The following is a 16777-nucleotide window of genomic DNA, read 5'->3' as shown; positions in this document are numbered from 1 at the left end:
TCAGGCGTGCGCGCGTTGGGATTGATGGGGCCGGGGATGCGCATGCATCGCGGGATGTCTGTGGACGGTGGGGACTAACGCGTCGCTACGTATGGCGAGGGAGCGCAATTGGGGTCGCTGTCAGTCTCCGGCGATGCCGTACCCTCATCCCAACCCCTCTCCCGTGGGAGAGGGGCGCATGCCGCCCCGTTGATGTGCCGCGCGCGTTTGATGCGCGTGTACTGTTACGCATCCGCGCCTAAGACGTTGCTTCAACGCTTGCCGAACAGATGCTTGCGCTCTTCATCGCTGAGCGGCTGGCCCGCATTGGGATTGACCTGCTCCTTGAGCGCGTAGGCGCGCTGGGTGGCGGGGCGGGCGGCGATGGCGTCGTGCCAGCGTTTCAGATGCGGGAAGGCCGAATAGTCCGGCTTGAGGTCGCCGTACACTTCGATCCACGGATAGCTGGCCATGTCGGCGATGCCGTAGTCGTTGCCCGCCAGGAAGGCGTGGTCGGCCAGGCGCTTGTCGAGCACGCCATGCAGGCGACGCACCTCGGCGTTGTAGCGCTCGATCGCATAAGCAATCTTTTCCGGTGCGTAGACGTTGAAGTGACCCATCTGGCCGCTCATCGGGCCCAGCCCGCCCATCTGCCAGAACAGCCATTCCAGTGCAGCGATCCGGCCGCGGGCATCGCGCGGCAGGAAGCGGCCGGTCTTCTCGGCCAGATACAGCAGGATCGCGCCGGACTCGAACACGCTCTGCGCACCGCCGCCATCGGCCGGTGCATGGTCGACAATGGCCGGCATCTTGTTGTTGGGCGAAATCTGCAGGAATGCCGGTTCGAATTGCTCGCCCTTGCCGATGTTGACCGGCTTGAGGGTGTACTGCAGCCCCGCCTCTTCCAGAAACAGCGTGACTTTGTGCCCGTTGGGCGTGGGCCAGTAGTACAGATCGATCATCGTGCGCTCCAGTCAAAGGTGGTCGTTGCGGCAGGCCTGACTCAAGGGCGGCTGCCTGGCGTGCAGGCGTCGGGCCGGCAACGCGCTCGCACCTGACGAATCCGCTTGCCAGGTGCGCATCCAAGGCGTGTGCCGGCTACCTCAGTCCCATCGCATCTTGAGAGAGGTTGCCATCCAAGCGTGATGGTAAGGCCAAGCGTTTGCCTATGGCGGCATGACACACCTGGCTCGGTGGAACGATGTGTGACGCGACAGGGTCGCGGCCGATGCTGCAGTGCAAATTGACTTTGTTAAGGCCGCACTAACAAATGCTCGATTGTTCCGTCGACCTTTGCCTGCCCCCGTGGGGCCGGCCTTATCTTCTGTTTGGGGAAGCAATTACCGTGAGAGAGACTCGCACCCTGCCGCGCACGCGGCGCTTGACGTCTGCCCTGCTGTTCGCCTTGTCGACTCCGCTGGCCGCGCAGACCGCGCCGGCGCCGCAATCGGCATCCACTGTCCCGGGTTCCAGTCAGGCTGACCCCGCCACCCTCGATACCGTCCAGGTCAGCGGTATTCGCGGCAGCCTTACCTCGTCGATGAACGTCAAGCGCGATGCGCAAGGCATCGTCGACGGCATCGTGGCCGAGGACATCGGCAAATTCCCCGATACCAACCTGGCCGAGTCGTTGCAGCGCATCAGCGGTGTGTCGATCGACCGCTCGCTGGGCGAAGGCTCGCGCGTCACCGTGCGCGGCGTCGGCCCGGACTTCAACCTGGTGCTGTTGAACGGCCGCCAGATGCCGGGCGCCAGCATCGAAGAATCCAATGCCTCCAACTCGCGTGCGTTCGACTTCGCCAACCTGGCGTCCGAGTCGATCTCCGGTATCGAGGTGTTCAAGACCAGCCGTGCCAGCACGCCCACCGGCGGTATCGGCGCGACCATCAACATCAAGACTGCCCGGCCGCTGGATAATCCCGGCATGCATGCCAACGTGGGCCTCAAGGGTGTGCACGACTCGTCCAACGAGAACCTGCCCGGCCGCTTGCAGGGCGATTCGCTGACGCCGGAAATCTCCGGCATCTTCAGCAACACCTCGGCCGACGGACGCTTCGGCGTGTCGCTGAGCGGCAGCTACCAGGAACGCGACTTCGGCTACAGCCAGGTCGGCGTCCCCAATGGCTGGCGCGCATTCCGCGGCGATTCCACCGCCTACGGCACCATTCCGCAGCCGGGCGCACCGGGTTCGGAAAACATCGTCAACCGCCCCGGTCCGAACGATATCTATTCGGTGCCGCAGAACCTCAACTACCGCGTGGTCGGCGTCGAACGCCAGCGCACCAACGGCCAGCTGGTGCTGCAGTACAAGCCGCTGGACAACATCACCACCACGCTGGATTACACGTACTCGGAAAACAAGATCCAGCAGCAGCGCAACGAGATGTCGGTGTGGTTCAACTACGGGCCGTCCGCCAGCTCCTGGACCAAAGGACCGGTCGCCGGTCCGATCACCTATTCGGAAATCGTCAATCCGCCCACCAGCGATCTGGCCACCGCCGGGTCCAATGCGGCCACGCGCAACCAGAACAAGTCGCTGGGTTTCAACGTGGATTGGGCGGTGAACGACCAGTTCAAGCTCAACTTCGACATCCACCGCTCCACCGCCGAAGCCGGCGCGGACAGCCCGTACGGGTCGAGCAACTCGCTGGGCGTGTCCGGCTTCTACCGCGGCACCTCGGTGGTGGATTTCAGCAAGGATTTCCCGGTGCTGCAGCAGCAGCTGGGCTTCGGGCTGAACGGCCTGGACCCGTCGCGCACGCTGGTCACCGGCTCGGCGTTCCGCAACAGCTACATGAAGTCGGAAATCGATCAGGCGCAGGTCAACGGCGATTTCACCTTCGAAAACTATTCGCAGTTGAAGTTCGGCATCGGCAGCACCGAGGTCAAGAACCGCTCGGCGTTTTCCAACGTGCAGCGCGACACCTGGGGCGGCAACGGCACTGCGGCCGATTATCCGGACGACCTGTGGATTCCCAGCTCGTTCGCGCAGTACTTCGATGCGATCGACGGCAGCGGCAATCCGGCGCAGTTCAACCAGCTGTTCCTGTTCGATTTCGAGCGCGCGCGCCAGGCCGCTGCGCAAGCCGCTGGCGACGAGTCGCTGTACCGCATCTCGCCGGTGTTCACCACCGACCGCCGCGTCACCGAAAAATCCAAGAACGCCTACCTGCAGTGGGGCAATAGCTGGGACGATCTGCGCGTGCCGATCAGCCTGGCGGCCGGTGTGCGTTACGAAGAAACCAAAGTGGAAGCGCGGGCGCTGGTGCCGGTGGCCGTGGGCATCGACTGGGTCGCCAACAACGAGCTGCCGATCCGGCTGGCCGACTCGGCGTTTTCCGGCGGCAGCGGCAAGTACGAATACTGGCTGCCCAGTCTGGACCTGAGCTTCAAGCTGCGCGAAGACCTGGTGCTGCGCGGCAGCTACGGCGAAACCATCGGCCGGCCCGGCTGGGGCGACATCCAGGGCGGGCAGACGCTCAACCAGATCGGCCGCATCGAAGGCGGCTCGGGCCAGGAAGGCAATCCGGGCCTGAAGCCATTGCTGTCGCACAACATCGACCTGTCGCTGGAGTGGTATTACGGCGAAGCGAGCTACGCCTCGGTGGGGTTCTTCCGCAAGAACATCGACAACTATGTCGGCGTCACCACCCGCAACGACACCTCGCTCGGCCTGCACACGCCGGTGGGCGGCGCCTACTGGAACCAGGCGCTGGCCAATGGCTGCGCCACTGCCGACCTGACCTGCATCCGCAACTACATCTTCCGCAACTTCGCCGGCCAGCCGGGCGTGGTCCGCGGAACCGACGACACCAATGGCAATGCCACCGGTACGATCAGCGGTCAGCCGGGCGACCCGGTCGCCAACTTCTCCATCACCGCGCCGGCCAACCAGCGCTCGGCCTCGCTGGATGGTTGGGAATTCAACGTGCAGCACATGTTCGGCCAGAGCGGCTTCGGCGTGTCGGCCAACTACACCAAGGTCGACTCCGGGTTGACCTACAACAACTACGTGATCGGCGAGCAGTTCGCGCTGGAAGGCTTGAGCGATTCGGCCAACCTGGTCGGTTTCTACGACAAGGGACAATGGCAGGTCCGTGCGGCCTACAACTGGCGCGACGAGTTCCTGGCCGCGCGTTTTGACGGCAGTGGCCTGCCCAACCCGGTCTACACCGAAGCCTATGGCCAGCTGGATCTGAGCATCGGCTACCAGTGGACCGAGAACCTGTCGCTGAGCCTGGAGGCGATCAACCTCACCAACGAAATACAGCGCCAGCACGGCCGGCAGAAGAACGAGATCATCTATGCCACCCAGACCGGCCCGCGCTACATGCTGGGCCTGCGCTACAAGTTCTGGTGATGCCGCTTGGGCGATGCAGGACTGACTGCATCGCTACAGCAACCCACACGTTTCCCGGCAGCCTGGCTGCCGGGAAACGTACACGGCCGTTGCACCCGCCCGGGGACGTAAAGGCATCCGGGGCTTGCCGTGCAATGGCGATTCGTTGAAGCATGGGCCACGCGCCCCCGCGTGCAGTGCCAATCCCCATGACCAATGCCGTGTTGTTGAACAATCTCGATCACCGCGATCTGCGGGTGATCACCGCGCACGGCGCCGCCTATGGCGATGACGTGATGTCGGCTGCGACCTTTCCGCAGGAATTTCGCCAGTTGCAGGCGCAATACCCCATCGTGTTCCATCGCAGCGGCGAGCGCAGTTTCCAGCCGCTGGCATTGCTGGGATTACGCCTGGGCGAGAACCTGTTCCTGGATGGCGCGCGTTGGGATGCGCCCTATGTTCCGTTGGCGATTCAACGCCAGCCGTTCCTGATCGGCGAACAGCCCGATGGGCCGATGGTGCATGTGGACCTGGACAGCCCACGCGTCAGCACCACCGAGGGCCAGTTGCTGTTTCGCGAACACGGCGGCACCACCGAATTTCTCGACCACATCAGCCAGGTGCTGCGCACGCTGCACGATGGCCTGGCGGCCAGCACGGCATTTGTCGAACGTGCGCTGCGTTACGACCTGCTCGAACCCTTCGTGTTCGAAGCCACCTTGAACAACGGCCTGGAATGCCGCCTGGCCGGGCTCTATGTCGTGCACGAAGAACGCCTGCGCGCACTCGATGAGGCGGCGCTGCTCGAACTGCACCGGCATGGCGATCTGGAACCGCTGTACATGGCGGTGGCCTCGATTGCGCAATTGCGCCATCTGCTCGAACGCATGAACCGCCGTCATGCCGGCTGAGCCACGGCCCATCCAAGAGCGTCACGGCCTGGACCGGCAACAGCTGGACCCGGCCATCCTTCGCTCCACCAGCCCGCTGGTGCTGCGCGGGCTGGTGCGCGACTGGCCGCTGGCCCGCGCCGGTGCCAGTTCTGCGCAGTCTGCTGCCGCCTACCTGCGTGGTTTCGACCGCGGCGAGGCGGTGGTGGCGCAGGTTGGGCCACCGGAGATCGGTGGGCGCTTTTTCTACAACGCGGACATGAGCGGCTTCAATTTCCGCCCCGAACGCGTGCCGTTGGGCGTGGTGCTGGACACCTTGCTGAGCGACCTGGATAACGCGCAGCCGCCGGCGATCTATGTCGGCTCCACCACGCTGGACACCTACCTGCCCGGCTTGCGCGCGCACAACCCGATCGCGCTGCCACAGGGCGAGCCGCTGGCCAGCATCTGGATCGGCAACCGCACCCGGATCGCCGCCCATCAGGATCTGCCCGACAACCTGGCCTGCGTGGTTGCCGGGCGCCGCCGTTTTACGCTGTTCCCGCCCGATCAGCTGGCCAATCTCTACATCGGCCCGCTGGATCTCACCCCGGCCGGGCAGCCGGTCAGCCTGGTGGATATCGCCGCACCGGACCTGCAGCGTTTTCCACGCTATGCGCAGGCGCTGGACCACGCCCTGGTCGCCGAGCTGGCGCCGGGCGATGCGCTGTTCATTCCCAGCATGTGGTGGCACCACGTCGAGGCACTGGAGAGCTTCAACGTGTTGGTGAATTTCTGGTGGCGGCAGAGCCCGGCCTACATGGATTCGCCGATGAACGCGCTGATGCTGGCGCTGCTGACCATCCGCGACCTGCCGGCCGAACAACGCGCCACCTGGCAGGAAGTGTTCCGCCACTATGTCTTCGAGTCCGACGACAGCACCGCCGCGCATCTGCCTGATGCCGCACGCGGCGTGCTGGCTCCGATGGACGACGCCAGCGCGCGCAGCCTGCGTGCGCGGCTGCTGCAACGCTTGAATCGCTGAGGATTTGACCATGCCCGACACCACGCCTTCGGACCCGCAACAGCGCCCGGTACGCCGCGTCGTCATCGCCGGTGGCGGCACGGCCGGCTGGATGGCGGCTGCAGCGCTGTCGAAATTGCTGGGCCGGCACCTGCAGATCACCCTGGTGGAGTCCGACGAGATCGGCACGGTGGGGGTGGGCGAAGCCACCATCCCCAGCCTGGTCACCTTCCACCGCTTGCTGGAAATCGACGAAGCCGCCTTCATGGCCGCCACCCAGGCCACCATCAAGCTCGGCATCGCCTTCGAACACTGGCGCGATGTGGACCAGCATTACATCCATTCCTTCGGACATGCCGGAACCGACCACTGGAGCGCCGGGTTCCAGCATTTCTGGTTGAAGGGGCGCCAGCGCGGAGTGGCGCGCGACTTCGGCGACTACTGCCTGGAACTGCGTGCGGCGCAGGAAGGCCGCTTCGCGCACCTGCCCAATGGCGGCATGAATTACGCCTACCATCTGGATGCCGGGCTGTACGCGCGCTTCCTGCGCCGCTTCAGCGAAGGCTTCGGCGTCACCCGCATCGAAGGCCGCATCGGCCAGGTGGAGACCGATGCGCAAAGCGGCTTTCTCACCGCACTGACGCTGCAGGACGGCACGCGGGTGGAAGGCGACCTGTTCCTGGATTGCACCGGCTTTGCCGGCCTGCTGATCGGCAAGACGCTGGGCGTGGGCAGCGACGATTGGTCGCGCTGGTTGTTCGCCGACAGCGCGCTGGCGGTGCAGACCGAATCGGTGGGTCCGCCGGTGACCTACACCCGTTCGCGCGCCGACCAGGCCGGCTGGATGTGGCGCATTCCGCTGCAGCACCGGGTGGGGAACGGCATCGTGTATTCCAGCCGCTACATGGACCAGGATGGCGCCCGCGCGGTGCTGGAACGCAACCTCACCGGGCGCGCGCTGACCGAACCGCGGCCGCTGCGCTTCACGCCCAACCAGCGCCACCGCGTGTGGGAGAAGAACTGCGTGGCGCTGGGCCTGGCAAGCGGATTCCTGGAGCCGCTGGAATCGACCAACATCCATCTGATCCAGCGCGGCATCATCCGCCTGCTGCAGACCTTTCCGCAGGTCATCAACGTTGCCGACATCGCCGAGTACAACCGTCAGGCGGCCCAGGAGATCACCCACATCCGGGATTTCGTGATCCTGCACTACCACGCCACCGATCGCCGCGACACGCCGTTCTGGCGCGACTGCGCGGCCATGGACATCCCCGATTCGCTGCGCCACCGGGTGGAGTTGTTCCGCCAGAGCGGGCGGGTCTTCCATCAGGCCAACGAGCTGTTCGCCGAGAACTCGTGGGTGCAGGTGATGCTGGGCCAGGGCGTGGTGCCGCAGCAGCACCACCCGGTGGCCGACCTGATGGGCGATGCGGAGCTGGGCCGCTTTCTGGAGACCATCCGCGCCCGGGTGGAGGCCGCGCTGGTGCGGTTGCCTGCGCACGCGGACTTCCTGCAGCGCTACTGCCCTGCCCCGCCGCTGCCCGAACCGGCCGCTCGCGTGCCGGCCCCGCCGGTCATGGCGACCCCGGCGGGATAAATTTCGGCGATCTGCAGCGCAACCCTTGGCTTAGACCGCCCCAGCAATGCTAGATTGCGGCATTGCCGTCCATTGCGGGAACAATGGCCGGCGCTCGCCGCAGCAACGTTATCTTTCGCACTCGGGGTAAGGGGGACGCATGTTGGATCTGACACAGGGCCGTATGGCACGCCGGATCGCGCCGGTCATTTTGCTGGTGGGCCTGGCCGCCTGCTCCAAGCAGGAAGACAAGGCCGCCACCACCACGCCGGCGACCGGCACCACACCGGCGGCAACGGCACCCACGCCGGCCACGGCGGTCTCGCCGCAGGTGCAGTCGATGGCTGCCGAACAATTGCGCGAATCGGCCACCAAAGCGCTGCAGGACAACCGCATGTACGCCCCGGCCGGCGACAACGCGGTGGAGTACTACCTGGCCTTGCGCGAGAAGCAGCCGCAGGATGCCACCGTCAACAGCGCGCTGACCGATCTGCTTCCCTATACCCTGATCGCCGCCGAACAAGGCATCAGCCGCGAAGAATTTCCCGAAGCGCAGCGCTTGATCGCGTTGATCGAGAAGGTCGACCCGCAGGCACCGGCATTGCCGCGCCTGAAGAGCGGCCTGGAAACGGGCATGAAGACCGCTGCCAACCGCTCCGAGCAGGATGCCGAGCAGGCCAAGAAGCAGGTCGAGGACAAGGCCAAGCAGGCGGCCGAGCAGAAGCGTCTGGCCGAGCAGCAGAGCCGCGAGGCGGCCGCTGCCCAGCAGATTGCCGCCCAGCAGGAAGCGGCGCGCCAGCAGACCGCCGAGGCCGAGCGCCAGGCCGCTGCACGGCGCCAGGCCGAAGCGCCGGCTCCCACTCCGGCGGCACCGCGTCCGGCGCCGGCAGCCGCTGCTGCAGCCGCGCCGGCCGCGCAGTCGCTGCGTCCGATCAGCACCCCGGCCCCGCGCTACCCCGCCGAAGCACTGCGCTCGGGTACCTCGGGCGAGGTGCTGGTGGAACTAACGGTCGGCACCGACGGCTCGATCACCGCCTCGCGCGTGCTGCGCGCCAACCCGCCGCGCGTGTTCGACCGCGAAGCCCTCAACGCGGTCAAGCGTTGGCGCTTCGAACCGGTGGCCGCACCGGTGACCACGCGGCGTACGCTGTCGTTCAATCCGGGCGATTGATCGCTGGGTCGTTGATGACATGGAAACGCAAAAGCCCGCAGCGATGCGGGCTTTTGCGTTGTGGCGGTGCGTTGTGGCCGCAATGCAACGCCGGTGTCGCGCGTTGCAGGGTGCCGCCGGGACTTGCCGCAAACACCCACCACAACACCCTCAGCCCGAAATCGCCAGACGCTCCTGGTGATACCGGCGCACTGCGGCATACCACAGCAATGCCGCCACCCCGAAACCGGCCAGCAGATACACCGCCCAGGTCTGCAGGTTGATGGTCTCGTGGCGGATCACCTTCAACAGCATCTGGTTCTGCGCCAGAAACGGCACCGCGAAATGCCACAGCTGCGTCTTCAGCGGATAGGCCATCAACGCGTAGCCCGGCAGCATCGGCAGCAGCAGCAACCAGGTCATGTGCGCCTGCGCTTCCTTCATGCTCTTGGCCGCGGCGGCCAGATAGGTCAGCAGCGAGGTGCCGACAAACAGCATCGGGACCAGGATGAAGAGCATCTGCAGCATCGGCACGAAACCGACATTGAGCTGGCGGCCCAGGTTGGATGTGGACAGCTGCGCGCTCAGCTTGAAGGCCAGCAAGGTGAGCAACAGCGACACCATGCCGATCACGCAGGCCGCGGCGATCTTGCCGCTGACGATGGCGCTACGCGGCGCCGGCGTGGCCAGCAAGGGCTCCAGCGACTGGCGTTCGCGCTCGCCGGCGGTGGCGTCCAGAATCAACGAGGCGCCGCCCAGAAACGAGGTGATCACCAGCAACACCGGCAGCAGCATCGCCATCATCTGGCCGCGCTTGGCTTCGGCAGTGGCCAGGTCCTGCGCGGCCACTTCCAGGGGCCTGGACACCTGCGCATCGATACCGCGCGCCAGCAGCCGCAATGCGCCGACCTGCTGGCTGTAGCCGGTGAGCGCGGCCTGCAAGCGCATGCTCGGCACATCGGCCTCGCGGCGGGTGCTGTCCTTGATGATCTCCACCAGCGCCGGCCGGCCTTCGCGCCAATCCTCGGCGTAGCTGTCGCTGATGCGCAGTGCCACATCCACATCCTGGTTGCGAATGGCCGCGGTCAGATCGGCTGGCGCATCCACGGCATTGAGCCCCTGCGCGGCCAGGAATCGCACCAGATTCGGTGCGTTGCTGCGGCCGAGCGTGGGGATCTCCAGCGGCTTGTCGATCTGCGTGCGCACGCGGCTTTCGCTCAAGGCGCCCATGCCCAGGATCAGGATCGGGTACAGCAACGGCGACAACAGCAACGCCAATGCCAGGGTGCGCCGGTCGCGCGAGATGTCGCGCAATTCCTTGCGCAGCACGGTCCACAGCGTGGACAACAACGATGTGGTGCTCATGCGTGCAGTCCCTCGTCCGAGCCGATCGCCTTGACGAAGGCGTCTTCCAGGTTGTGTTCACCGGTGGCAGCGCGCAGTTCGTCGGCGCTGCCGGACGCCACCACCTTGCCCTTGGCGATGATGACGATGCGGTCGCACAGTGCGGCGACCTCTTGCATGATGTGGCTGGAAAAAATCACGCAGCGCCCCTCTGCACGCAGTTGTTGCAGGAAGCCGCGCATGGCGCGGGTGGTCATCACGTCCAGTCCGTTGGTGGGCTCGTCCAGGATCACGTTGCGTGGATCGTGCACCAATGCCCGCGCAATCGCAGTCTTGGTGCGCTGGCCCTGGCTGAAGCCTTCGGTCTGGCGGTCGAGAATATCGTCCATGTCCAACGCGCTGGCCAGCAGGTGCGTGCGCTGTGCGATCTGGCTGTGCGACAGGCCATGCAACTGGCCGAAGTAGGCGATGTTCTCGCGTGCGGTCAGGCGCTTGTAGACGCCGCGTGCGTCCGGCAACACCCCGAGTGCGCGGCGTACCGTCACCGGGTCGCGGGCGGCATCCACGCCATCGACCGTGACGCTGCCCTGGTCGGGCGTCATCAACGTGTAGAGCATGCGCAAAGTGGTGGTCTTGCCGGCGCCATTGGGGCCGAGCAGCCCGGTGATCTGGCCGTCGGCAGCGCTGAAGCTGACCCCGTCGACGGCTTTCACCAGACCGGTCTTGGTCTTGAACGACTTATGCAGGGTATCGACGACAATCATGCGAGCGCCTCCGTGGCGTGGTCGATGCGACTCATGGTTCCCATCCGTTGAACGAGGTGAAGGCAGGCACGGTGTTGAGGCTGGCAACGCAGGTGGTATCCAGCGCCTTGGCATCGGCGGTCTGCATGAACTGGCTCAGCACCTTGGGCATGCAGCCCAGCCGGAACACGCCATGCCCCTGCCCGGGCGCGATCACATGCCGGCCGTTGGGCAGCCCCTGCAGCACGCGCTCGGCGTAGCGTGGCGGCGTGACCGGGTCGAGCGCGCCGGAGAGCAGCAACACCGGCAAGGTGGAGCGGAACGGCGCGCTTGCGGCGGCCGGCGCCGGCTTGGACGGCCACACCTTGCACGGTGCGAAGAACATCTCGGCGACCTCGTTGCCCAGCAACGTGGTGTCCTGGTGTGCGGGTGGGTGATAACGCCCGGCATCTTCGCTGCACAACACCGACCATTGCATCAGGCGATTCATCTGATCGGACATGCCCGATGCGCTCATCTGCGCCAAGGCCATCAACGAGGCGTAACGGCCTGCGGCAGCTTCGTCCAGCACCAACGGCAGCAACGACGCGGTTTCCGGCGCATACGAGAAACCGAACGCCAGGCCGGCCACGGTGTCGGCAGTGACCTGTTCGTGGCGTAAGCCACCGGTGCGCGGGTCGCGGTAGTCCACCGCCACCGGCGCCTGCCGCAGCCGCTCGACCACTTGGCGCAACTGCGTGGCGGTATCCACTGGAAAACGCTTGGCGCATGCAGGCTGCTGGCGACATTGCGCAGACTGCAGCGCGATCGCATCTTCGAAGGTGCGCGCGAACTCGCCGCCGATCACCAGATCGTTCGGCGCCACGCCATCGATCACCACGCTGCGCGTGTGCTGCGGATAACGCGCGGCATAGTGCTGCGCCACGCGCGTGCCGTACGAGGCACCGATCAGATTCAGCGTCTGCACGCCCAGCGCTGCGCGGACCGCATCCAGATCGCCGATGGCTTCGCTGGTGGTGTAGTAGCGCGGGTCGGCGTGGTTGCGCAAACCGTCGGCACATCGGGCCGCATACGCAGTCAATTGCTCGGCGGAGGCCTGGCTGCTGTTCTCCAGCGCCAGCGGCTTGCCCGCCGCGTCGCGACACTCCAGTGGATGCGAACCGCCGGTGCCGCGCTGATCGACCAGAAAGATGTCGCGCTGCTTGCGCACTTCGTGCAGGCCCATGTCCACGATCGCCGCGACCTCAGTGGCCGATTGCCCCGGTCCACCGGCGATGAAGAACACCGGGTCCGGTGCACTTCCGCCGCCGGCCTCGCTTTCCAGCCAGGCGATCTTCAACGCGATGCTGCGCCCGCTCGGCGCGGCCGGATTTTCCGGCACGCGCAGGCTCGCGCATTGCGCTTCGATGTTGCCGGCAGCACCACCAGCGCTCAGCGTGCACGGGGTGAAAAGCAGCGTGCCGTAACGATTGCCCGCGGCAGTGCCGGGCGGCATTTTTGAGGCGGACTGCTGCGCAGTCGTACCCGGCGCTGTCGCGGTGGATTTTGCTGCAACGTCGTTTGCTGCGGCCGGCGCTGCGGCGCGCTGGCATCCGGCAGCCAGCATCGCCATCAGCACTGCCGCCACCATCGTGGATTGCTTGACCATCGTCATCCCGTCTCCTGGCATTGCCTGTCCCCTGACGCTGCATGCGGCCACACGTGACCGTTACTGCCCGTCTTCGTAAAGAAAAACGTGCTCGATCGATTCCCCAAACAGGCGTGCGATCCGAAACGCCAACGGCAGGCTGGGATCGTACTTGCCGGTTTCCAGCGCGTTGATCGTCTGCCGCGACACACCCAGCCGTTCGCCGAGTTCCCCTTGCGACCACCCATTGGCCTCGCGCAATTCGCGCACGCGGCTATTCATTCAAAACGACGCGCGTGGATGCTTTTGGTGATGCCGTAGATGGCGCACAGCAACGGAAACACCCACAGCATCGCCGCGCTCGCCGGAACATCGATCAGCGCGGCGGCCTGCAGAAATCCGGCCGTCATGTACGCACCGCTGACCAGGCCGGCGGCAATGGCGATCGCTTCCAGCTCGATCCGTCGTTGCATCTCGTCCGAATCGCGCACGTAACGCGCCACCGCACGAATAACCAGTACCACCAGCACCGCCGGCAGCAGGGCGATCAATACGCGCGCCCAGTGCGGCCCGACATGCCCGAGCAGATAGCGCCAGAACAGCATCACCAGCACGTACAACAGCATCGGGATGCCGAATTCGCGGTAGTACCGCCGCGCCAACGCCGGACGGGTGCTATCGCGCGGATTGCCGCGCGCCAGCCACATCGGCACCGACAGCAGCATGCATGAGCCACCAATACCGGCACTGACCCCGGCTAGGTAGTTGTTCAACGGCAGCACGTGCCACAGACCCAGCAGCCCAATGCCGAGGAAGACCAGCCCCACGCAGAACACCAGCAGCGCCTTGCGCTTGCAGCTAGTCATCGCACGGCCTCGGCGAAGCCATGACGCGCTGCCCGATCGCTGCCCGATCGCTGCGCGCACGCCCGGCGACCGTGCGCACAGCGCATCGCGTTGCGCGGTGATGCCTGCATTCCATGTGCCTATGCTGCCGCCGCATCTCAGTCGCCTGTCAAGTACGCTTGACAGGCAAGATGCGCCCACTGGCGCTTGCTGTCAAGCACCCTTTACACATTCGAATGCGGTTTTTTTTTGCGTCCGCCGTCATTGCCTGGTCCAAGCGGCGAACACCCGTCGCGGGATGTCGGCAGGTAAGACAGACGACACACAGCCGCCGCAGCGTACGCACGGCACGTCCGATGCCAAGCCGCGGCCGCGGCCGCGTTCGCATGGCCGCTGCCTAGCGATGCTGTTGGCCCCGCGACATCACTCCGCATGTCGGCAGTGGTCTGCGCCTACAAATATTTGAATGCACTCAAGGGCCGCGATGTGCCGCTGAGCGACGCACACTCCCTCGCCGCAGTGGACGGCACGCGTGTCGCCGCGCTGGTGTGGGATTGGCAGCAGCCCGTGCAGGCGGTGAGCAATACGCCGTTCTACACCAAACAGGTGCCCGCCACCGATAGCGCACCGTTGCAGATGCGCATGACCCACGTGCCTGCCGGCACCTACCAGTTGCAGGTGCGCAGGACCGGCTATCGGCGCAACGACCCCTTATCGCTGTATATCGACATGGGCATGCCCAAGGCGCTTGCGCCGCGTCAGTTGACGCAGTTGCAACAGGCCACGCGCGATGCGCCCGAACAGGACCGTCGTGTGCGTGTGGGCGCCGATGGCGTGGTTGCCATCGCGGTACCGATGCGCAGCAACGATGTGGTGCTGCTGACGCTGGAGCCGGCGGCGCACTGACTGCAAGCGCCAGGGTGCCGCGCATCAGGACGACGCGGCGCGACACGCCCATGCAGGCCGTCCCGCGCGCCTGGACCATAACCGGCCGAGAGTGAGCGCAATGGTGTATCGGCCGCGCTTACTTCAGATAGGTCTTGAGGATGGCCGTGATGTCATCCACTGCCAGCTCACGCTCACCCAATGCATCCGGCGCGGCCACGTGATGCTTCAGGTGCTCGCTGAGCAACTCGACCATCAAGCCCTGCGCCGCGCCGCGAAATGCGGCCACCTGGGTCAGCAACGCGGTGCAGTCCACGTCTTGCGCCAGGGCTTTTTCCAGCCCTTCCACCTGCCCGCGGATCCTGCGCACGCGCGCGAGCAGTTTCGATTTGTCCTGATTGAGATGTGCCACGCCATATACCCCCTGGGGGTATTTAGGATACCCTCTGGGGGTACCTTAGCCAGAGCTACCGCCGATGTCGACCACGCACGCTGCGCCGCATTGCGCGCAGTCGCATACCTTTGCCAGCGCCAACCCGCTCGCCGAGCGCAGCACCCGCAAGGCGGTGATCCTGACCGTGCTCATGATGGCGGTGGAGATCGTAGGCGGTTGGACGCTCAATTCCATGGCCCTGCTCGCCGACGGCTGGCACATGAGCTCGCACGCGTTGGCGCTGGGACTGGCGTTGTTCGCCTACCGCTTTGCGCGGCAGCATGCCGGCGATGTGCGCTTCACCTTCGGCACCTGGAAGGTGGAGGTGCTGGGCGGTTACACCAGCGCGGTCCTGTTGCTGGGGGTTGCCGCGCTGATGGCATTCCAGTCGGTGGAACGCTTGTTCACGCCCAAGCCCATCCAGTATCAGGAGGCCACCGTGATTGCGCTGATCGGCCTGCTGGTCAATCTGATCTGCGCATGGTGGTTGCGCGACTCGCATGGGCATGCGCGCGGTCACCACCATGGTCACGTGCACGCGCATGACAGTCACGGACATGCGCACACGCACGAGGGTCATGGTCATGGCCAGGAGGCGCACAGCGATCTGAATCTGCGCGCGGCGTATCTGCACGTGGTGGCCGATGCCGCGACCTCGGTGCTCGCCATCGTCGCACTGGTGGCCGGCATGCACTGGGGCGTGACCTGGCTGGACCCGCTCATGGGCATCGTCGGCGCGGTGCTGGTCACCGCCTGGGCCTGGGGGCTGCTGCGCAGCACCGGCAGCGTGTTGCTGGATGCGGAGATGGACGCGCCGGTGGTGGCCGAAGTGAAACAGGTCATCGCCGAGCTTGGGCATGCGATCGACATCGCCGACCTGCATGTCTGGCGGGTCGGCAGCGAGCGTTATGCCTGCGTCGTCAGCCTGGTCACTGCAGCCGATATCGATGCGGAGCTGGTGCGCCGCGCACTGCAGATCCATGAAGAACTGGTGCATGTCACGGTGGAGCTGCAGCGCCCGGCGCTTCTGGACGCTGCCGGCTAAAACCGCAGCAACTTGGCGTCACACGCTGCAGGCCACAGCACGCCTGCAGACACAGGCGGCATCGACGCGCCGCCTGCATGCCACCTCAGACCTTGGGCGGCGTGGAGCTGACGTACTTCTCGCGGCGAATCTGCGCACTCGGCAGGCCGGCGGCTTTGAGCGCGTCCAGGCAGGTGTCCACCATGTCCGGGTTGCCGCACAGGTAGGCGATGTCGTGCGCGGCATCGGGCGCGAACTCGGCCAGGTGCTGCTGCACGTAGCCGTGCCGCACATCGGCATGCGGCTGCTCGGGCACTTCGCGCGAGAAGCACGGCACGTAGCGGAACTGCGGGTGCGCATCGGCAAACGCGCGGAAGTCGTCGCCGTACAGCAGCTCGGTCGGGGTGCGTGCGCCCTGCAGCAACACCACCTGCACACCGCGGGTGGCGATTGCCTCGGCCAGCAGCGGCAGCATCGAGCGGTACGGGGTGACGCCAGTGCCGGTGGCGATCAGCACGTAACGCTGGTTGTGATCGCCCGGCTGCAGGCAAAAGCGCCCGTAGGGGCCGCTTGCCTGCAACTGGTCGCCAATCTCCAGGCCTTCGAACAAGGCCGTGGCCGAGCCGCCGGGCACGAAGCTCACCGCAATCTCCACTGCCTCGCCCGGTCCCAGCGCATGATCGTGGATGGTCGCCAGCGAATAGCTGCGCTTGGTCGGCGTGCCATCGGCATAGTCGAAATGGATCTGGATGAACTGGCCGGGCTGGAAATCCAGCGGCTGGCCGTCGTCACGGACGAACTGGCAGTGGGCCACGGTGGGCGCAATCATGCGCCGGTCGACAAGCTTGAGGGGGAATTGAACGGGCACGAACGTATTTGGGACAGTCTGTGATCGGGGCAAGCCCCAACGGGCTTCTATAATAACGGGCTGCAACTCGC

14 protein-coding genes and 1 pseudogene are annotated in these 16777 nt (G+C 65.7%); 7 read left to right on the top strand and 8 right to left on the bottom strand.

Annotated features, from left to right (window positions below; translation table 11 throughout):
* Positions 1-251 precede the first annotated feature (251 nt).
* Positions 252-941: a glutathione binding-like protein gene (locus LN450_RS17690; RefSeq protein ID WP_008576488.1), complete on the bottom strand. Its 690-nt coding sequence runs from the start codon at positions 939-941 to the stop codon at positions 252-254.
* 383 nt (positions 942-1324) lie between these two features.
* On the opposite strand from LN450_RS17690, the gene LN450_RS17685 reads away from it, so the two are divergent.
* From LN450_RS17685 to LN450_RS17665, 5 genes are all read left to right on the top strand, one after another.
* A complete protein-coding gene (locus tag LN450_RS17685; RefSeq protein ID WP_011348939.1) occupies positions 1325-4339 on the top strand; it encodes a TonB-dependent receptor in 3015 nt (1004 codons plus the stop codon).
* A 188-nt stretch (positions 4340-4527) separates the two neighbouring features.
* Positions 4528-5229 carry a SapC family protein gene (locus LN450_RS17680; protein ID WP_008576490.1) on the top strand — a complete coding sequence of 234 codons (702 nt, stop codon included), beginning with the start codon at positions 4528-4530 and terminating at the stop codon, positions 5227-5229.
* The gene (locus LN450_RS17675; RefSeq protein ID WP_011348941.1) at positions 5219-6232 is read left to right on the top strand and encodes a cupin-like domain-containing protein; all 1014 of its coding nucleotides are present in this window, start codon (positions 5219-5221) and stop codon (positions 6230-6232) included. The genes LN450_RS17680 and LN450_RS17675 overlap by 11 nt, the downstream gene beginning before the upstream one ends.
* A 10-nt stretch (positions 6233-6242) precedes the next feature.
* Positions 6243-7808 carry a tryptophan halogenase family protein gene (locus LN450_RS17670; RefSeq protein WP_011348942.1) on the top strand — a complete coding sequence of 522 codons (1566 nt, stop codon included), beginning with the start codon at positions 6243-6245 and terminating at the stop codon, positions 7806-7808.
* A 139-nt stretch (positions 7809-7947) separates the two neighbouring features.
* Positions 7948-8958 (top strand): energy transducer TonB, encoded by a 1011-nt coding sequence (locus LN450_RS17665; protein ID WP_011348943.1) that lies wholly within the window; start codon positions 7948-7950, stop codon positions 8956-8958.
* Positions 8959-9108: 150 nt separating this feature from the next.
* Here LN450_RS17665 and LN450_RS17660 read toward each other — a convergent pair whose 3' ends face one another.
* From LN450_RS17660 to LN450_RS17640, 5 genes are read right to left on the bottom strand one after another with little or no spacing between them, the layout of a single operon-like run.
* Complete coding sequence (locus tag LN450_RS17660; protein ID WP_008571232.1) at positions 9109-10302, bottom strand: ABC transporter permease; 1194 nt, start codon at positions 10300-10302, stop codon at positions 9109-9111.
* Positions 10299-11045 (bottom strand): ABC transporter ATP-binding protein, encoded by a 747-nt coding sequence (locus LN450_RS17655; RefSeq protein WP_011348944.1) that lies wholly within the window; start codon positions 11043-11045, stop codon positions 10299-10301. The genes LN450_RS17660 and LN450_RS17655 overlap by 4 nt, the downstream gene beginning before the upstream one ends.
* Positions 11046-11076: 31 nt before the next feature.
* Positions 11077-12678, bottom strand: a complete 1602-nt coding sequence (locus tag LN450_RS17650; RefSeq protein ID WP_011348945.1) for an alpha/beta hydrolase — start codon at positions 12676-12678, stop codon at positions 11077-11079.
* 54 nt (positions 12679-12732) lie between these two features.
* A complete protein-coding gene (locus tag LN450_RS17645) occupies positions 12733-12933 on the bottom strand; it encodes a helix-turn-helix transcriptional regulator (RefSeq protein ID WP_008575151.1) in 201 nt (66 codons plus the stop codon).
* A complete protein-coding gene (locus tag LN450_RS17640; protein ID WP_011348946.1) occupies positions 12930-13517 on the bottom strand; it encodes a hypothetical protein in 588 nt (195 codons plus the stop codon). The genes LN450_RS17645 and LN450_RS17640 overlap by 4 nt, the downstream gene beginning before the upstream one ends.
* Positions 13518-13946: 429 nt before the next feature.
* On the opposite strand from LN450_RS17640, the pseudogene LN450_RS17635 reads away from it, so the two are divergent.
* Positions 13947-14402, top strand: a pseudogene (locus LN450_RS17635) (GH39 family glycosyl hydrolase); the annotation flags it as partial.
* Positions 14403-14520: 118 nt separating this feature from the next.
* Here LN450_RS17635 and LN450_RS17630 read toward each other — a convergent pair.
* Entirely contained in the window at positions 14521-14793 is a 273-nt protein-coding gene (locus LN450_RS17630) for a metal/formaldehyde-sensitive transcriptional repressor (protein WP_008575145.1), read from the bottom strand.
* A 64-nt stretch (positions 14794-14857) separates the two neighbouring features.
* Here LN450_RS17630 and dmeF point away from each other — a divergent pair, with 64 nt between their 5' ends.
* Complete coding sequence (gene dmeF, locus LN450_RS17625) at positions 14858-15859, top strand: CDF family Co(II)/Ni(II) efflux transporter DmeF (protein ID WP_011348948.1); 1002 nt, start codon at positions 14858-14860, stop codon at positions 15857-15859.
* An 85-nt stretch (positions 15860-15944) separates the two neighbouring features.
* Here the strand turns inward: dmeF and LN450_RS17620 are convergent, their stop codons facing one another.
* Positions 15945-16772 carry a ferredoxin--NADP reductase gene (locus LN450_RS17620; RefSeq protein ID WP_011348949.1) on the bottom strand — a complete coding sequence of 276 codons (828 nt, stop codon included), beginning with the start codon at positions 16770-16772 and terminating at the stop codon, positions 15945-15947.
* Positions 16773-16777 lie beyond the last annotated feature (5 nt).

This window comes from Xanthomonas euvesicatoria pv. euvesicatoria (assembly GCF_020880415.1).
GTDB lineage: Bacteria > Pseudomonadota > Gammaproteobacteria > Xanthomonadales > Xanthomonadaceae > Xanthomonas > Xanthomonas euvesicatoria.
The sequence above is the reverse complement of the archived record's forward strand: the minus strand, read 5'-3'. Positions and strand labels throughout refer to the sequence as shown.